We start from the raw sequence: 17,196 nt of genomic DNA on the forward strand, positions 1-17,196 counted from the left end.
AGTTCCGGCTCGCCGGCATAGCCAATCACTGGCCGAGAAACTCGGTGCTTGCGCCCGGACGAGCTGCATCACTCCCGCAGTGGGACCCGGTTGTTGCTTTCACGTTCTGCTTCGTTGTTGATGTTCTGCGGCAACAGGCGTTTGCTCCTGCGCTGTTCCCGCATTATGGCCTTGAGCGCGGCATGCACCCTGTCATCCAGAGGGGTGGGGCATAGCGGGCTCAGCAGGTTGTTCTCTTCGGTGGGATCCGCGCTCAAATCATAGCATTCGTACTCGCTGGGAATGAAACGGCTGGTGGTGACACCGTCCGGATTGCCGGCACCCACCAGGTTGCCCGCATCGTGACGACTGCCGGTTTGCCCTGCGAGAACCCCTTCACCCGAATAGTAACGGGCATTATCGAAATAGCGCACATATTTCCAACGGGTATCTCCGCTCAGCTCCGGCAGCTTGGTCACTATGGCTTCAATATGATTGGGCTGCACGACACTGTTGTAAGCCACACCCGTCAGCGGATTCCTCATGTCGGCACCGACTTCCACATTGTCGTTGGTCATGAAGTAGATGGCTTCCTCCGCCGGAGCTTGCCGCTCGAGTATGACGCTCGACAGGTCGCGTCCGACCAGGGGGCGGGCTTCGCTGTGATCTTTCGCCAATGCGTGGCGCACCTTTTCCACCTCTATGCCTGCCAGTCCCAGCAGGGTGGGGAGCAGATCGACATGGGAGGTGGTCAGCTCCAGCTGCCGCGGCTTCTCAAACAGTACCGGGTTCGAGACGATGAAGGGCACGTTCAGCACTTCCTGGTAGGCGGTATACCATTTCTGGTGCAGGCCGCCATGGGCGCCCAGCAATTCGCCATGATCTGAGGTAAACACCACTATGGTGTTCTCAAAGAAGGAGGTCTTCTTCAGCGCCTCGAATACGCAGTCTATATGCTTGTTCACCTCGGCCATCAGGAAATAGTAAAACTGGCGGTAGCTTTCGTCCGTTGGTTGGGGGATGTACATATGGGGATAGGTATACAGATAGTCCTTCTGGCAACGGGGTTTATCCGCCAGGCTTTCACCCTGACTCGGGGCCTCGGCCACATGGGGCAGAGTGCCTGCTTCTTTCTGCTGATAGAAGTCTTCAAACCAGTTGGGGTTGCGCATCAATACTATGTCGTGGGGATTAACAAAGGAAGACACCAGCAGAAACGGCTGTTGTTCTCCGTTTTGCGCCGCTTGGTCCAGCATTGCCAGCGTGCGGCATACCTGATCGGCAAATCCCGGGTCGCGCACCGTACCACAGTTGTTTTCCGCCGCCCCATGGGGCTCTGGGCCTATCCAGGCATCGAATCCGTATTTATCCAGGCGATTGGCCTTGCCATATAACTCGACTTTTTCCGGATAGGGTTGGCCGGTAGTGGAATTGCTGAGCAGAGCGTCCTGAGTACCAGGGATGTTGATGTCTTCATCGGACAAATGCCACTTGCCGCGGTAGTAGGTCTGGTAACCTGCCTGACGAAACCAGGACCCCATGGTGGGGACAGTGTTGGGTTCTAACCAGAACATGTTCTGATCGAAGGAGGATTTGCCGATCCCCGGGGTCTGGCTGACGCCATGCAATGAGGGGTATTGGCCTGTGTAAATGGAGGTTCTGCTCGGGGCGCAGGCGGTCGACGCCGCGTTGTGATTGATGAATTCAATCCCGCTTTGGCGCATTTGCCCCAGGCACAGGCTATTTTTCAGGCGGTATGCTTTCGCTTCGGGATTTTCGTAAGGAGGTGGAAACCTTTCCTCATCTGTGGTGATGATCAGGAAGTTGGGTTGTTTGCCGTTAATTTTCATCATAATTTCCCTATAATGATTGAATGGAGACAGTCCTACACTTCAGCATAGCCTTATATTGGTACATAGATTGGATTTCTTGCTCCCGACTCCCGCCCGCCAATTCAAAAGTGCAATGCCATTAACCATGAGCCGCTTTCGTTCACTTTTGCAAGCAGATCAATGCCTCAGAGACGCTAAGTCCGGGTCTATCCTTGAGGTGTCTTTAGCTGGCACAGTTTAGCCGGCATAGTAAGCAGGGTTAAGGAAAACGCCGACGCGGGCCCTGATCAGCAGAGTCAACAGAGTCAGCACACTTAATTACGAGAGGGGTCATCAACAAGACTGGGAGGTTCACGAAATTGGGCTGGCGCTTAGGCATTGACGTTTCAGGGCTAGCCTGTCGTGCAGGGCCGCCGATTATTCGCCGAGCGACTGCAGGGCCCAGGCTTTCTGGATTGACGGCAAGCTTGACTCAAGCTTGCCGCCGATAATCTTGCTGACGTGAACTGCACCACGTGGCTATTCGCTGCCAGAGAATGGCGAGTGACAGGGTCATTGTGCATTTATCTTGTCACTCAATCACTCAATAACTCGGCGCAACTGTCATTCGAACTTCAGGATACGTCCCCATTTCGCGGGAATAGTCACCTCAAGCTTTCCTTGCTGTGGCTGGAACATTTCCTGACTCATGAGATCCCGCATACCTTTATCTGCCACTGTTGTCAGGGTTGTCAGACGCTCCACATTTGAATTGTTCAGCAGCACCCAGATGGTCTCCCCCCGATAATGACGCGCAAATCCGTAGACTTCTTGCTTATCGTCGATTAACAGGCTGGTGAAATCACCCAGCCGCAAAGCTGCATGTTGATTTCTTATGGCGATGAGGCGTTTATAGTGTGACAGTAAGTCTCGATTTATGGCGACTGTATCCCACTTATCCGGGGCGCGCTCGGTGCCATTGGGCAAGTAACGCTCGGCTTGATAGTCTATGTCCGGCCAAAGCATGGGTTTGCGGTTGTCAGGATCGTTCCCGCCCCACATACCGACTTCGTCACCGTAATAAATCATGGGCGCACCGACATAAGTCATTTGCAGAATCACAAATAATTTTTGTAGCCGGATTTCGTCAGAATTGGGCTTACGCACTCGATATTCTGGGTTGTTGGCCGCCTGTGACAGGTTAAAATACTGCCCCCAATCACGGAAATTACCCAGCCCCCGGTTCACTATGTGCGATGCAAGGCGGTTGGTGTCATGACTGCCAAACAAGTTCTGATTAACATAGGCGACGCCAGCGGGGTAAAGTTCACGCAGCTGTTTAAGTTTTGCATCGAATTGGGTAACTGAGATGCTCCTCCCGGCGGGATTAAACAAGAACTCGGCCGCGGTGAAGGCGAAGTTATAGTTCATCTCTGCATCAAATTCGTCACCCTGAAAATAGGGAATGACTTTCTCTGGCTTATCGACTAATTCAGCCGTCATATAGGCCTCTGGATTGATGCTTCGGACCAAGGCTCGCCAGTCTTTCCAAAATGCATGTTGGACTTCGAAGGCCACATCCAGACGCCAGCCATCTATGCCAAACTGCGTTCCCATGCCTTTGGGGTTCATCCAACGTCTGGTGGCATTGAAAATGTATTCTTTCGGGCCAGTGACTATGCCATGCTCATCCTCGCGCCATTCCGGCAGTGATTTTACCCCAAACCAGCCCTCATAATCGAAGCTGGTGCCTGCTGCTGCGTCATCGAAGCTCTTCACACTGAACCAGCCTTTATAAGCAGAATCCTGTTGTTTGAGCTTGAGATCTTTAAACGCAAAGCTGTTAACACCCATATGGTTAAAGACACCATCGAAGATGATTTTCATTTTATACTTATGGGCTTTGTCTATGAGTTGCAACGCCAGTTCGTCCGCCTTGGTCCAAATCCAGGTCTCCGGGTCCAGCGGATTTTCCTTTGCCATCAGGGCGCGATCACCCAGGGGATCCGGGCCGAAGTTGGGGTCGATATGGTGGTAGCTGGCACCGTCATATTTATGCAGCGACGGCGAGTCGAAGACAGGATTGAGGTAAATGGCGGTGATCCCCAGCTCATGCAAATAGCCAAGTTTATCTATCACCCCCTGCAAATCACCGCCGTATCTGCGGCGCAATAGGTGTTTCCATAATTCGGGTTCCCCATTGGCCAACTCATAATCTTGTCGTTGATACCAATCGCTGCCCCATGGATGTATGTGCCATTGCTTGGGACGTTCGACGGGATCTGCGCCCAGAATATCGGCCAGCTCAGGGTTATTGGTGGCGTCGCCATCACGAAAACGTTCGGGAAAGATCTGATACCAGACGACGGATTTGGCCCATTCAGGCACAAATTCGCCAGCTTGGGTTGCCGGCTTGGGTATGGCATCGTTATTCGACGCTAATACCAAGCAAGTGAACAGCAAACTCAAACAACTGACTTTCCGAAGGATGTATTTTATATTCATAAAGATTAATTAATTACTCGCGGCTATTGTGTCGCTAGACAAGGACTGTTTACGCGGCTGGGCGTTGAAACATTGCACGTCTGGTCAACCAGGCGTGCAATGTTAAAACCATTACTGGAAATATGTCTGTGGCAGATCTACGACGCCTGCGGCATCGGCAGATGAGGTCGCAGTGCGGTTTGCGCCACCTTCCCACACCACATTGCCCTGGTCATCCTTCAAGATATATTTATATTCGAAAGAGGTCGCTTTAGGCACACTCACGGGCAGAAACCAATTGTACCATTCGACGGGATCCGGATTATGGAAGGCATCCACAGCCTTTGCTGGATCCCAACTCCCCAACTCGGGTATGCTGCCGACCAGATAGACTTTTTGTCCCAGAGCCGTGCTTTTCTGCACATGAAATATCATTTGATTTTGATCATCCGACAGCAGATTAAAGCTGAAGTTATTGCTGGTAACCCCGGCTTTTTTGACCGTGACTATTTTCTCTCCGCCGGCCATGCTGGGCACTGTGAGTTTAATTTCAGTACCGCTGTTTGAGTTCACTTGCGCCTGTACTGTATCGAAATAAACCTGGACCGTGCCGTCAAGACCCGTACCCAAGATGGTCACTTCATTGCCTTCTCTCCCTGCGACAGACACCATGTCACCTATGCGCGGGGCCGTGCCGAGATCGGCATTATAGCTCCAGACATTGACCTCCTGCGGGCTTAACTGAAATGAGGCTATTTTCTGGCTAGCCCCGGCGCTGACTACTGTGGCGGAGTCGCCGGACAACTCACTCGCCAACTTATCGGCATAACTGCCTGTGGGCAGGCTGGTTGCCAGATCCGGGACTGTGTAGGCGTTGAATGGGCTGCGGTTTATCGCGACGACTACTTCTTTATCGTAAAATTTACGCGATAAGACAAGTACATCGGCCGTGGAATAGAGCACATTGGTTAAGCCATAGGCCAAGGCATCATTTTCCTGCCTCAATGCAGAGAGTTTCTGAATGATTTTATAGGCGGTTGTCGTTTGGCTGAATGGCTTATCGACTTGCAGGAACACCCTGCCACCATTTTCGCTCGCGTCATGGCCGTTGACATATTGTTCGGTACCATAGTAAATGTTGGGAATGCCGCGGGAGACGAGGGACGTGGCCAGCGCAACATCCAGGCTACGGTGATCGCTGTTAATTCTCAAGAATCGTGGAACATCATGGTTATCGATAAAGGTGACTGTTTGATTTTCATATCGGTAGTCATTGGCCGTGTATTGGTAAAAATTTGCCAGGGTGTTCATATCTTCGGAGCCATTGGCAAACACATTGGTCATGGTCCGGAAAAACTCGAAATCGAGATTATTGATGTTCGTCCTCGTTGGAAATGAGGTGTATTCGGCATATTTGGGATCCGGTTTCCCTATGAAAAACTCACCAAAATGTGTCACTGCGCCACCCGGGGCAGAATCGATCGCGTCTCTGAAGCCTTTGGCAAAGGCCGGATTCATATGCAGGGTGGCATCATGGCGATAGCCGTCTATGCCTTTGCCCTTCCAAAAAATTGCCGCCTCTTCCAGATATTGTGCCACGGCAGGTAATTCCTGGGTGAAGTCTGCCAGTGAACCCAAGTCCCGATAACGATAGCCGAATCGGCTGCTGTCACTGCCCCTGTCACCTTTTCGGTGAAACCAGTCAGGGTTCAAGGTGCCATTGGGATCGGCAATCAAATTATCGGAAGAGCCATCGTTGTTGAGATCGACAGGATCGCCGCCGGCGTCAAACGAGAAGTTATTGTTGGCATCTCTATCCGGTTCGTATAAACGGCCATTCTCAGGCGTATTTCCATTGGTTGGATTCTGCCAGCGACTCGTGTGGTTAGAGACAAAGTCAATCACGACTTTTATTCCATTGGCGTGCAATGCTTCGACCATGTCGTTGAAGTCTTGCATAGTTCCGAAGTGCGAGTTGGTGCGATAATAATTGCTCACATGGTAGCCGTGATAACTGGACCAAATTACCTGGCTGCCATCGGCTTGGTAATCGACGATGGCTTCATCTCTGTTGGCATAAGGTGCCGATATCCAAACTGCCGTGACTCCCATATTCTTTAAATAGGGAATTTTGGCAACTATTCCTTTAAAGTCACCACCTTGATACAGTTTCATGTCACTGCCTGTGCCATCGAAGATCTGCGAAGGTGAACCTGCAGGTATATTGTTTGTTGGGTCGCCGTCATAGAATCTGTCGGTCAGAATTTGGTAAACTGTGTCTTTAGCTGTGATGGGGCCCAGAGATACGGCTGCATAACTCCCCGAGGCGGCGAGCGTAAATGCAATAAAACTGAACGTCTTCATAGTCCTGAATAAATTATTGTTCATCATCTTCCCTTATTTTGTTTTTTCAGTGTCTAATGAGTTGCCAATGAAATACATAATCGAACAACTCACTTGAACAAATAATCGGCTAATGAACAAGCTCCTACATACGTATTCAATACTATCTTCAATAATGTCTTTAATAATATTCAGTCATTCGAATTTATAGCTTCAATGTTTATATCCCAATAATGAATGGGCATGGCTTTTTCCAATAATTGCAGTTAATTGATGGTTCCTTATCCTGATATTCGCCGGCATCGGCGGCGGTGACAGCGTATAGGGCAGTTAACGAGGCGGAAAACACTGTCGCGCAATGTACCCAGGGGCCGGCCCGGCTCTCAATAAAAAACGGTACCCTAGGGTACCGTTTTTTATTGGCGTAGGCTCAGAGCCCTCGGTGCTTATGTCAGTCGAGTGCCTTGAAACGAATGGCGGTGCCGCCGCTGCTGGCGAGCTTGAGTTGCAGGCTATCTTTGGCGCCGACCTCTTTGGTTTCTATCACATAGTCATAGGGATTGGTCTTCCAGTCGGCCTTGGCGCCGTCACGGTAGATCTGCGCCTGGTAGCGCTTGCCCTTATCGAGGAAGTCGAGCTTGACCGTCAGCTCCCTGGGTGACTCGTCGGTGAGGGCGCCCAGGTACCAGTCGCCCTGGTTTTCACCTGCCCTTTCTTTTCGAGCCATGACCACGAAGTCACCCACTTCACCGTCCAGGGCGATACTCTCGCTCCAGTCGGTGGGGACGTCACGGATGAATTGGAAGGCGTCCGGGTGTTTCTCATAGTTGCGTGGCAAGTCGGCCGCCATCTGTATGGGGCTGTAGAGCACCACATAGAGGGCTAACTGCTTGGTGAGGGTGGTCTGTACCCGGGTAGCGGCGTCCAACCCCTTGGGCGCCAGGTCGAAGATCCCCGGTGTGAAGTCCATGGGGCCGGCCAACATGCGGGTGAAGGGCAACATGGCCGTGTGCTCAGGGCTGTTGGGTGGTTGGCCCCAGGCGTTGAACTCCTGACCGCGGGCGCCTTCACGGGCGATCCAATTGGGGTAGGTACGGCGCAGGCCCGTGTCCTTGATCGGCTCATGGCTGTTGATGCTGATGTGGCGCTTGGCGGCTTCGGTGACGCTATGCAGGTATTCGCCGACCATGAACTGGCCGTCATGCCATTCGTGGCGGGTTATGCCCTGGTCGTCGACCCGTTTGATGTCACCGCCGTCGGCCACATAGCCGGTCTTGACCTGGGTCACGCCGTACTTCTGGTACATATCGAAGGCGGCACCCATCTGCTTGCGGTAGTTGGTCACCGAGCCCGAGGTCTCGTGATGGCCGATGAGCTTCACGCCTTTCTGCTTGCCGTAGGCGCTGATGGCCGGCAGATCGAAGTCCGGATAGGCCTGGGTGAAGCTGAACACGTCGCCGTTATCATACCAGCTGCCGTCCCAGCCCTGATTCCAGCCCTCGACCAAGACGCCGTCGAAGCCGTATTTGGCGGCGAAATCCATGTAGCGCTCGGTTTCGGCCGTGGTGGCGCCGTGGGTAGCCCCCGAGCCCCAGGTGTTTTCATTCAGGTGCATGCCCCACCAGACACCGACATACTTGCCGGGTTGTACCCAGGAGACATCGCCGAGCTTGTTGGGCTCGTTGAGGTTGAGGATCAGGTTGGAGTTGAGCAGGCCTGAGGCCTTGGCGGCGATTTGTATCGTGCGCCAGGGGGTATGAAAACCTGCTTGGGTCTTGACCCTGATGCCGTCGGACCAGGGGGTGAGATCCGCCTTGAGGGTGCCGTCGCGGCGTTGATCCAATGTCATGGCGGCATAATCCACCAGCGCCGCCTCGTGGATGCTCAGATGGGTGCCGGACGGTAATTTTACCGTGAAGGGGGTGTGGACTCTGTCTATGTCGGCGAGTTTAGTGCTCTTGTACAGGTATTCATAGCGGTTCCAGCCGCGGGCCGGGATCCACCAGGCCTGGGTCTGCTGCGGACTGGGCACGACGAATTCGGTCAGCTCGTCGGTGATCTCCAGGGTGTTCAGCCCCTGTTGCTCGGGGAAGATATAACGGAAACCCAGGCCGTCATCGAACAGACGAAATTCCAGCTTGAAGCTGTACTTGCCGTTGTTGAGGGTCGCCGTCAGGCTCTGGTGTTGATCGCGGATCCATTCACGTTCGCCCCAGGGTTGTTGCCAGCGGCTGTCATCGCTGCCGCGGCTCACCTCGGTGATCTGATAGCCCGTACCCACTTCGCCCAGGGATTTGAACACCAGGCCGAGACGGCTGGCCTCGATCACCTGCTGATCATGAAAACGTACCTCGTATTCGGGACGCCCCTTGTCATCGCTCAGCGACAGCTGTATGTGTTTATCCGGTGACAGCAGCAGCTGGGTTTGGGCATGGGCTGAGGCCGCAAACAGGGCAGGGGTCAGGACACAAGCCGAGCTGAGCAGCGCGAGCCTCACCCGGGTTGAGAGGCGATTTAATCTGGGCATGAACACTCCTTGGTTCGTTATTCTTCTTGTAAGGTTTTATGCGAAGGCATAAATCTGGGCCTAAGGCTATTGCATACTAGTGGCGATGGCTTTTGCGCCGCAACCAACTGCATACGTATTCAAGCTGCCGGCCACAGGCTCCCCACTTGATGGCCTCCTGTCTTGGCCTTGGCATAGGTTTGAACCTGGGGCCGGGGGAGACGCGCTGCTGCTTACGGCTTCAACGGATATGATCTTCAAGGGGTTAGCTTGCAGGTGCCGAAAACCATACAGATGGACTGTCAGAGCCCGGCAGATGCGATACAATGGCGGCTTTTCTCGGCTCCATGCTCAGTCTCATGTTCAGTCTTCATGCTCAGCGTGCATCTTAAGCGTGCCAGCCTGGACCAAGGCAAGAAGCTTGCCGTAAGAGGCTTGTCGTCAGGAATTTGCCTGTGAGTGCTTTTTCGTGAGAAATACGCCGTGAAAGATGTGCTGTGAGAAATGCGTTGTGAGAAATACGTTGTGAGAAATGTGCCGTGAGAGAAGTGTTGTGAGGGGAAGGAACATGAAGATAAGCCAGCGCCTGAAGCTCTTGGATCAGATGGTGGGCCAGGGCTACAGCCATATCTGGGATTGCTGCTGCGATCATGGCCTGCTGGGGATGTTGTTGCTGGCGCGCCATGCCGCAGGCACTGTGCACTTCGTCGATCGTGTGCCCTCGCTGATGGATGAGCTGACAGCCCGGCTGACACGCTTTTTCCCCCAGTTCCAGTCCCAGTTCCCGGGCACAGAGCCGCTCACGGACACTGAGCCTGGCCCGAGCCACTGGCGGGTGCATTGCCTGGACGTGGCGCAGCTGAGACTGGTTGAGCGCGATACTGAGCCTCTTGCCGGCACTGATACTCTTGCCGGCACTGATACTCTTGCCGGTACTGAAACGCTTGCCGGCACAGCTGCTGGGCATGCGACTGGGGATACAACCGAGGGAAAGCCGCAGCTCATCATCATAGCCGGAGTGGGCGGCGACCTCATGCTGGAGCTGGTGCAGGGGATACTCGCCGCCAATCCCGGACTCGAGTGTGAATTCATTCTGAGTCCCGTGCATCATAATTACAAGCTGCGGCTGGCGTTGCAGCAGCTGGGGTTTGGACTCCTGAATGAAAAGCTTATCGAAGAGAATCGCCGTTTCTACGAAATACTCCACCTGAACTATGGCGCGGCTGACAGCGGTTCGGATGAGCAGGCTGCGGATGGCTCGGGAGTCAGGCGGGCCTCATCTCAGCCCATAGCCCCGGTCGGCTCCCTCATGTGGGACTGGGACGATCCCCTGCACCATATCTACCTCAAGCGTACCCTGAGCCATTATGGGCGGATGAAGTCTCAGCCCGAGGCCGAAGCCGTGGTCAGGGCTTATCAGGCCCTGTTGCCGGCAGAATGAGCCTGAATATAGACAGTGAAACCATTTTACAGTGAATCAACCAATATGAAGTTACTCAAATCCAGCCGTCATCCAGGGGTGACGGACGAAGGAACCCGTTTCAGTCGCAGAGCGGCGCGGGGCATTATCCTGCGCGGCGAGGAGATCTTGCTCCTCTATACCGAGCGCTACCAGGACTATTCCCTGCCGGGCGGCGGTGTGGATGAGGGCGAGACGTTGGAGCAGGGGTTGCGACGCGAAGTGTTCGAAGAAACAGGGGTGGACCATTTGCGTGAGATCAGCCCCTTCGGCCTGTACGAGGAGCTGCGGCCCTGGCATCGCGGCGGATTCGATACTGTGCACATGCTGTCTTACTGCTTCGTGTGCCGGCCGGATCCAAAGCTGAGTGATATCAGTCTGCAATGCACCCAGTTGGAAGATTATGAGCTGGGCAACGGCATGTGCCCCGTGTGGATCAATATCCATGAGGCACTGGCCCATAATCGGCATATTCTGGCCACCAGTGACAAGTGCGGCATGTCCATAGTGCGGGAAACCTATCTGTTGCAGCTGATCGTAGCGCGTTTGCTGCGCCCAGCTGTTGTGGAAGAGGGCGCCCTTGCATCCGAGCCGGGCCTGGCCGCTCAGAGCTGATACAGCTCCAGCGGCAGGCCGTCGGGATCGCTGAAGAAACAGTATTGCTTGCCCGTGTATTCGTCGATGCGTATCTGTTCGGTGGCGACCCCATACCGCTCGAGCCTGGCGACGCAATGGCTCACAGACTCGACCCTGAATGCCAGGTGTCGCAGGCCACAGGCCTCGGGATAGCTGGGTCTGGCCGGCGGTGAGGGGAAGGAGAACAGCTCCAGCTGACTCAGATCCGGCAATTGCAGGTCCAGCTTATAGGAATCGCGGGCCTCACGATAATGCTCGGCCAGGGGAGTAAGCCCCAAGATTTCCACATAGAAATGTTTCGATTTTTCATAGTCGCGGCAAATGATCGCCGCATGATGTATGCCTGCCAGCATAAGACTCCTTCACGATGAATACTGCAACTGGATGACCCGAGGCCTGCCGGTTCCATTTTCCCAGCCGACCCTGTAGCAGAGCCGGCTGGGACGGATAAGCTATGGCTTATGGGGTAGTTCTAACACGGCCGAGGCCAATGGCGCCAGCTCCAGCAGGATACTGCCAAGGCCTTTTGTGACCGTCAGTTCGGCGACATGCTGCTGCAGCAGATCCTTGAGCGGGTAGCTGCCGTCCTGCAATTGCCAGCGGGCGATAAGCTCGGCCGGCAGTCGCAGCGCGAGTCGCTTGGACTCGGCCTTATCGAAATTACTCAGGATAACCAGCTTCTGCGTATCCTTGTAACGGGCGAAGGCGAAGGTACCGGCGTCATACGCCGTCTTGGCATCACCGCCGCGATTGGCAGCGTCCAGGGAATAATATTCCCCCGACAGCGCCGGTGCACTGCGGCTCAGGTTCAACAGTCTGAGGTAGTAGTCCCTGAGGCGCTTCTCCGCCGGTGTCGACTTGCCGCCATCGAATTTGCCGCCATTCATCCAGCGCTGGTGGGCCGGCACCCCGATATAATCGAAGATGCTGGTGCGCGAAGGCTGTCCGAAGCCGGCATTTTCGCTGCCATCTTCACCTACCTCCTGGCCGAAATACACCAGGGTCGGCGAACTTCCCAGGGTGGCTGAGACCGTCATGGCGGGCAGGGCGGCAAAGGCATTGCCGGTTGCCGTGTTGAGAAACTCGGGGCTGGCGATGCGCTGCTCATCATGGTTTTCGAGGAAATGCAGCAGGTGTGATTCTATGTCCATGACCTTGGCCTGGGCTGCGGCGATCTCTGCCGTGCCGGCCTTGGCCTGCATCACGGCTCTGAGGGTGTCGTACAGATCGACCTTGTCATACAGATAGTCCATCTTGCCCAAGTGAATATAGTCGCGATACAGCGCCGGATTATAGACCTCGGCCAACAGGAAGGCGTCTGGGTTGGTGTGCTTTATCTGGCTGTTGAGGTAACTCCAGAACTCGACCGGCACCATCTCGGCCATGTCGTAGCGAAAGCCATCGACCCCTTTGGCCAGCCAGAACTGGCTGATGTCGCGAAACTTCTTCCAGGCGTCGGGGATCTTGTCGCTGTCCTGGGCCAGCCAGAAGGCATAATGCTCGGCCGCCGTCCTGAGGGCAAAGTCTGCCGGCAATGGGGGAAAATCCCGACTGCCGTCCGGGCGCACCCCATAGTTGATCTTGACCGTCTCATACCAGTCGTTGGCCGCGGGTTTGGCCAGGCGCGAGCCGTTGCCGGTCCATTTGGCGGGCATTTCGGCAAATTGGCCGTCGCCGCTTGGCCTACCTGTGTTCCCGGCCGCGACTTCGGTTGCGGCAGGGGGGACGGCAGGGGTGTCAGGCACTTCAAATGCCTTGCCGACCACATAGTAGAAGTTGTTATGCCTGGCGTATTCGACCGAGCTATCGTCCCCGGCACCGAAGTCACTCACCCCGGCCGGGTTGTTGCTTGAATGATAGCGGCGCGCCACATGGTTGGGCACTATGTCCATTATGACCCGCATGCCGTGTTTATGGGTGCGGGCTATCAAGGCCTCGAATTCCTGCAGGCGCTTGGCGGGATCCTCGGCCAGATCCGGATCGACATTGTAATAGTCCTTCACCGCATAGGGTGAGCCGGCGCGGCCCTTGACCACGTCGGCGTCGTCATTGTCTATGCCATAGGCCGAGTAATCGCCGAGCAGCGCATGCTGGGGCACGCCCGTGTACCAGATGTGGCTGACGCCCAGTTCCCTGATGCTGTCGAGCGCCGCATCGTCTATGTCGCTGAACTTGCCGACGCCGTTCTCTTCCTTGGTGCCCCATGGTCTATTGTTGGTCTGCTTGTTGCCATAGAGGCGGGTGAAGACCTGGTAGACCACAGGTTTGCCGCCCTGGCTAGTGTTTGCCGTGCTCCCGTCTTTGGCACTCTCGTCTTTGGCGATAGCGGCGGTGGCTATGGCTGGCTTGGACAGGCCAGCCCCGGCCACGGGGGCGGTGTCATGGGCTGCCTGGGCTGGGTTACTCAGCAACAGGCCGGCGACCATAGCATGCATAGGTGAGGGGAAAGAAATGTGCTTCATGGTGTTTCCTGTATCAGTCTTGCAGTTCCAGGACCAAGACCCCGGCCGCGCTCAGGGGGATGGCGTGGGTCAGCGGATAGTGTTTGTGGTCTATGATGTCGACGGCGCTGCGGCTCCTGCCTATGAGTTCCCTGAATCTTGTCAGTGGAAGCTCGACCTGCTGCTGGTTTTTATTGTAAATAATCATCAGCTTATGGCTGCCTGGGGCACAGTCGGTATCGTCACAGCGAAACTGCACATAGGTGCCGTTCTCGGGCACAAAGTGACGCAGTGCACCGCCTTGCAGCGCAGGCGCCTGCTTGCGGTAATTGAGCAGCGCCCTGGTGAAGTCCTGCGCCTCGCGCTGCTGTGGACTCAGCCCCTGGGCAGTGAAGCCATTTACCGCATCACCCGCCCAGCCGCCGGGGAAGTCGCCCCGCACCAGGCCGTCGTTGCGGCCTTCCCCTGGGCTGGTCAGCAAGATTTCAGTCCCGTAGAACAGCTGGGGAATGCGTTTGGCGGTCAACACATAGGTCATGGCCATCTTGTAGCGCGCCAGGTCTTGTTTGAGCAGGCTGAACAGGCGGTTGGTGTCATGGTTGCCTTCGAACAATACCAGCTTCCCGGGGGCGGCATAGACGCTATCGTTGCCCAGGGCTTCGTACAGCTTGATGAAACCCCCGGATTCATTCAGGCCGGCGATGAGCTGCTCGTACAGGGGGAAATCCATCAGGCTGGGCAGGCCTGAGCTGTAGCCGTCGGCATTGTGCTTGCCCTCTTGCCAATAAGAGACAGTCACAGGATTGGCACTCCATTCCTCGCCAACGATATTGAAATTGGGGTATTCGTCCATGACGGCCCTGGACCAGCGCGCCAGGAAGTCCTTGTCGGCGTAGGAGTAAGTGTCTTCGCGTATGCCCGACAGCCCGGCATATTCCACCCACCAGATGCTGTTCTGGATGAGATAGGTGGCCAACAGGGGATTGCGCTGATTGAGATCCGGCATGGAGTCGACAAACCAGCCATCGGTGAAGGCCGTCTTGTCTGCGGCGACGGCATAGGGATCCTGCACTGTGGTGCGCCTGTGGCTGGTGTACTTAGGCGTCCGGCTGCTCGTGTCCTGAGTATAGCCGTTGAGCCAGTCTTGACTCGGCAGGTCCTTGAGCCACCAATGACCCGAACCTATGTGGTTGACCACCATGTCATTGATCACCCCGAGCCCCAGCTTGCCGGCCTCCTGCACCAACGCCCGATAGTCCTGATTGCTGCCGAACCTGGGATCTATGCGGTAATAGTCTGTGATGGAATAGCCATGGTAGGAATAGGCCCCCTGATTGTTTTCCAGCAGGGGATTGATCCACAGCTGGGTCACGCCGAGTTTGGCCAAATAATCCAGATGTTGACGGATACCTGAGATATCACCGCCATGACGGCCATCCTTGTCGGCGCGCTTGGCCCGCTCCAGCATGCCCGGCACTGTGTCGTTGGCCGGATCGCCGTTGGCAAACCTGTCCGGGGTGATGAGGTAGATTACATCCTTATTGCCGAACCCCTGGCGGGCACCTGAGCCCGGCTGGCGCGGCTTGAGCTCATAGTCGAGCCTGTGCAGCACACGATCCGCTTGTTTCAGCTCCAAGGTCAGGTGCTGAGGCGCGGCGTCGGCGACATCGAGATTGACAAACAGGTAGTTGGGGTTGTCTGTATGCTCGGTTCCGAGCAGCTTCACTCCGGCGCCCTGAATGTCGACACTCAGGCCCGCCAGCTTATCGCCGTGCAGCATCAGCTGCAGCCGGGGATTATGCATCCCGGCCCACCAGAAAGCGGGTTCCACTCCTATGGCTTCTCGGGGGCTTGCCTGGCTCAGTGGCGCCAGCAGCAACAAAGACAGCGCCCATAGCGCCGTCGCGATCTTGTTCTTCATAGACTGGTTTATCCTAGACATAGTCTCATCCCTTTATTGGGTCACTCTGGCCTTCTTCACGAGCATGGGGTCATACGCGAGGCGCCTGGCAATGCTGCGCCAGATAGTCCTCATGGCGCTGCAGCCGGTTTGCTGTGCTGTCATAAATATGACGCAAATCAGCACAGTATTGGGTCAGTTGTTGCTTGGTGATGGTATCGGTCAGGGGATGATGCTGCTCTGGGTTGATCCCCTGACCCAACATAACCTGAACCCAGGCGGCTTCGGAAAAGAGCTCGTCCTGGTGTCTGAACACTATGCCACTGGCTCGGAACAGGTCGATTCTATGCTGCAGCGTCTCGGGAATGTCCATGGTTTGGCAATGTTGCCAGAAAGGACTGGCTTCGTGCCGATTAAGACGATAGTGCAGTATGATGAAGTCCCGCACCTGCTCAAACTCTGCCTTGGATTGGCGGTTGTATTCATCGATATTGGCTTGGTTGAATTCGGCGGTCGGGAACAATTTCAGCAGCCGCATGATACCCGATTGCACCAGGTGCAGGCTGGTGGATTCCAGCGGCTCGAGAAACCCACTCGCCAGCCCAAGGGCGACACAGTTCTTGTGCCATTGCAGCCTGCGCCTGCCGGTGATAAAGCTGATTTTTTTCGGCTCCGCCAATGGCTTGCCATCGAGCTTGCTTAAAAGCAACTCAGTGGCTGCTTCGTCCGACAGGAAGCGGCTGCAATACACCAGACCATTACCCGTCCTATGCTGCAGCGGAATGCGCCACTGCCAGCCCGCCTCATGGGCTATGGACTTGGTATAGGGCGGTATGGGATGACTTGCTTCGCTGGGAATGGCCAGGGCGGTGTCGCAGGGCAACCAGTGGCGCCAGTCTTCGTAGCCTGTCTCCAGGGCTTGTTCGATCAACAAGGCGCGAAAGCCGGAACAATCTATGAAGAGATCGCCCGAAATGATCTGCCCCGAGGCTAAAGTCACAGAGGCTATGTTGCCCGAATGCTCAGCTAACTGGGTCGTGACTAGCTTGCCTTCTATGCGCTTGACCCCCTGTTTTTCACTGTATTTTCTGAGGTATGCGGCATAGAGCCCGGCATCGAAATGATAGGCGTGGGTGAGTCCGGCAAGTCCTGTTCCTTCGATGCTGTCCAGACGCTGAAACTTATTGTGTTTCGCCGCGAGGTAATTGAGAGAGTATTGCCAAAAATCACTGGGCTGGGCGTTAGCTAGACTCAGCCAATACTGATGGAAAGGGGTGAAACCGAGATCTTTGCCTATGTGCCCGAAGGCGTGCATATAGGCATCGCCCGTCTGGCCCCAATGTTCAAATTCAATGCCCAACTTGAAGGTGCCCTGGGTCGCCTTGAGAAACTCATCTTCCGCTATCCCCAGCACATTGTTGAACAGCTGCAGCGGGGGAATGCTGGCCTCACCGACACCGACTGTGCCTATCTCGTCGGATTCCACCAGGGTTATTTGCAGTTGTTTGCCGAGAAGCCGGCTGAGCATGGCCGCCGCCATCCAGCCCGAGGTGCCGCCGCCGACTATGACCAGTTTTTTTATGGATGAATGCATCTGTTGTCCTCAAAAAAAATGCCCCGGTAACTGGGTTACTGAG

At 55.3% G+C, this 17,196-nt stretch carries 10 protein-coding genes; 2 read left to right on the forward strand and 8 right to left on the reverse strand.

Annotated features, from left to right (window positions below; translation table 11 throughout):
• Nucleotides 1–68 precede the first annotated feature (68 nt).
• From LZP73_RS13540 to LZP73_RS13555, 4 genes are all read right to left on the reverse strand, one after another.
• The gene (locus tag LZP73_RS13540) at nucleotides 69–1,832 is read right to left on the reverse strand and encodes a sulfatase-like hydrolase/transferase (RefSeq protein WP_234235546.1); all 1,764 of its coding nucleotides are present in this window, start codon (nucleotides 1,830–1,832) and stop codon (nucleotides 69–71) included.
• Nucleotides 1,833–2,414: 582 nt separating this feature from the next.
• Nucleotides 2,415–4,259 carry a glycoside hydrolase family 13 protein gene (locus tag LZP73_RS13545; protein ID WP_234235547.1) on the reverse strand — a complete coding sequence of 615 codons (1,845 nt, stop codon included), beginning with the start codon at nucleotides 4,257–4,259 and terminating at the stop codon, nucleotides 2,415–2,417.
• Nucleotides 4,260–4,406: 147 nt separating this feature from the next.
• Nucleotides 4,407–6,665: an alpha-amylase family glycosyl hydrolase gene (locus LZP73_RS13550; RefSeq protein ID WP_234235548.1), complete on the reverse strand. Its 2,259-nt coding sequence runs from the start codon at nucleotides 6,663–6,665 to the stop codon at nucleotides 4,407–4,409.
• A gap of 403 nt (nucleotides 6,666–7,068) precedes the next feature.
• Entirely contained in the window at nucleotides 7,069–9,144 is a 2,076-nt protein-coding gene (locus LZP73_RS13555) for a glycoside hydrolase family 97 protein (protein ID WP_234235549.1), read from the reverse strand.
• A 547-nt stretch (nucleotides 9,145–9,691) separates the two neighbouring features.
• Between LZP73_RS13555 and LZP73_RS13560 the strand changes: the two genes are divergently transcribed.
• Together LZP73_RS13560 and LZP73_RS13565 are read left to right on the forward strand one after the other, a co-directional pair.
• Nucleotides 9,692–10,564, forward strand: coding sequence for a tRNA (adenine(22)-N(1))-methyltransferase (locus LZP73_RS13560; protein ID WP_234235550.1), 873 nt, complete (start codon nucleotides 9,692–9,694; stop codon nucleotides 10,562–10,564).
• 45 nt (nucleotides 10,565–10,609) lie between these two features.
• On the forward strand, nucleotides 10,610–11,197 hold the full coding sequence (locus LZP73_RS13565; RefSeq protein WP_234235551.1) for an NUDIX hydrolase: 588 nt from the start codon (nucleotides 10,610–10,612) through the stop codon (nucleotides 11,195–11,197).
• Here LZP73_RS13565 and gloA2 read toward each other — a convergent pair.
• The 4 genes from gloA2 to LZP73_RS13585 all read right to left on the reverse strand — a co-directional run bounded on the left by gloA2 (nucleotide 11,188) and on the right by LZP73_RS13585 (nucleotide 17,153).
• Nucleotides 11,188–11,571, reverse strand: a complete 384-nt coding sequence (gene gloA2 / locus LZP73_RS13570) for an SMU1112c/YaeR family gloxylase I-like metalloprotein (protein ID WP_234235552.1) — start codon at nucleotides 11,569–11,571, stop codon at nucleotides 11,188–11,190. The genes LZP73_RS13565 and gloA2 overlap by 10 nt on opposite strands.
• Before the next feature lie 99 nt (nucleotides 11,572–11,670).
• Complete coding sequence (locus tag LZP73_RS13575; RefSeq protein ID WP_234235553.1) at nucleotides 11,671–13,680, reverse strand: alpha-amylase family protein; 2,010 nt, start codon at nucleotides 13,678–13,680, stop codon at nucleotides 11,671–11,673.
• 13 nt (nucleotides 13,681–13,693) lie between these two features.
• Complete coding sequence (locus LZP73_RS13580) at nucleotides 13,694–15,580, reverse strand: glycoside hydrolase family 13 protein (protein WP_234235554.1); 1,887 nt, start codon at nucleotides 15,578–15,580, stop codon at nucleotides 13,694–13,696.
• A gap of 70 nt (nucleotides 15,581–15,650) precedes the next feature.
• A complete protein-coding gene (locus LZP73_RS13585) occupies nucleotides 15,651–17,153 on the reverse strand; it encodes a tryptophan halogenase family protein (protein WP_234235555.1) in 1,503 nt (500 codons plus the stop codon).
• Nucleotides 17,154–17,196: the final 43 nt, after the last annotated feature.

The organism is Shewanella sp. AS16, assembly GCF_021412365.1.
GTDB classification, from domain to species: Bacteria; Pseudomonadota; Gammaproteobacteria; order Enterobacterales; family Shewanellaceae; genus Shewanella; species Shewanella salipaludis.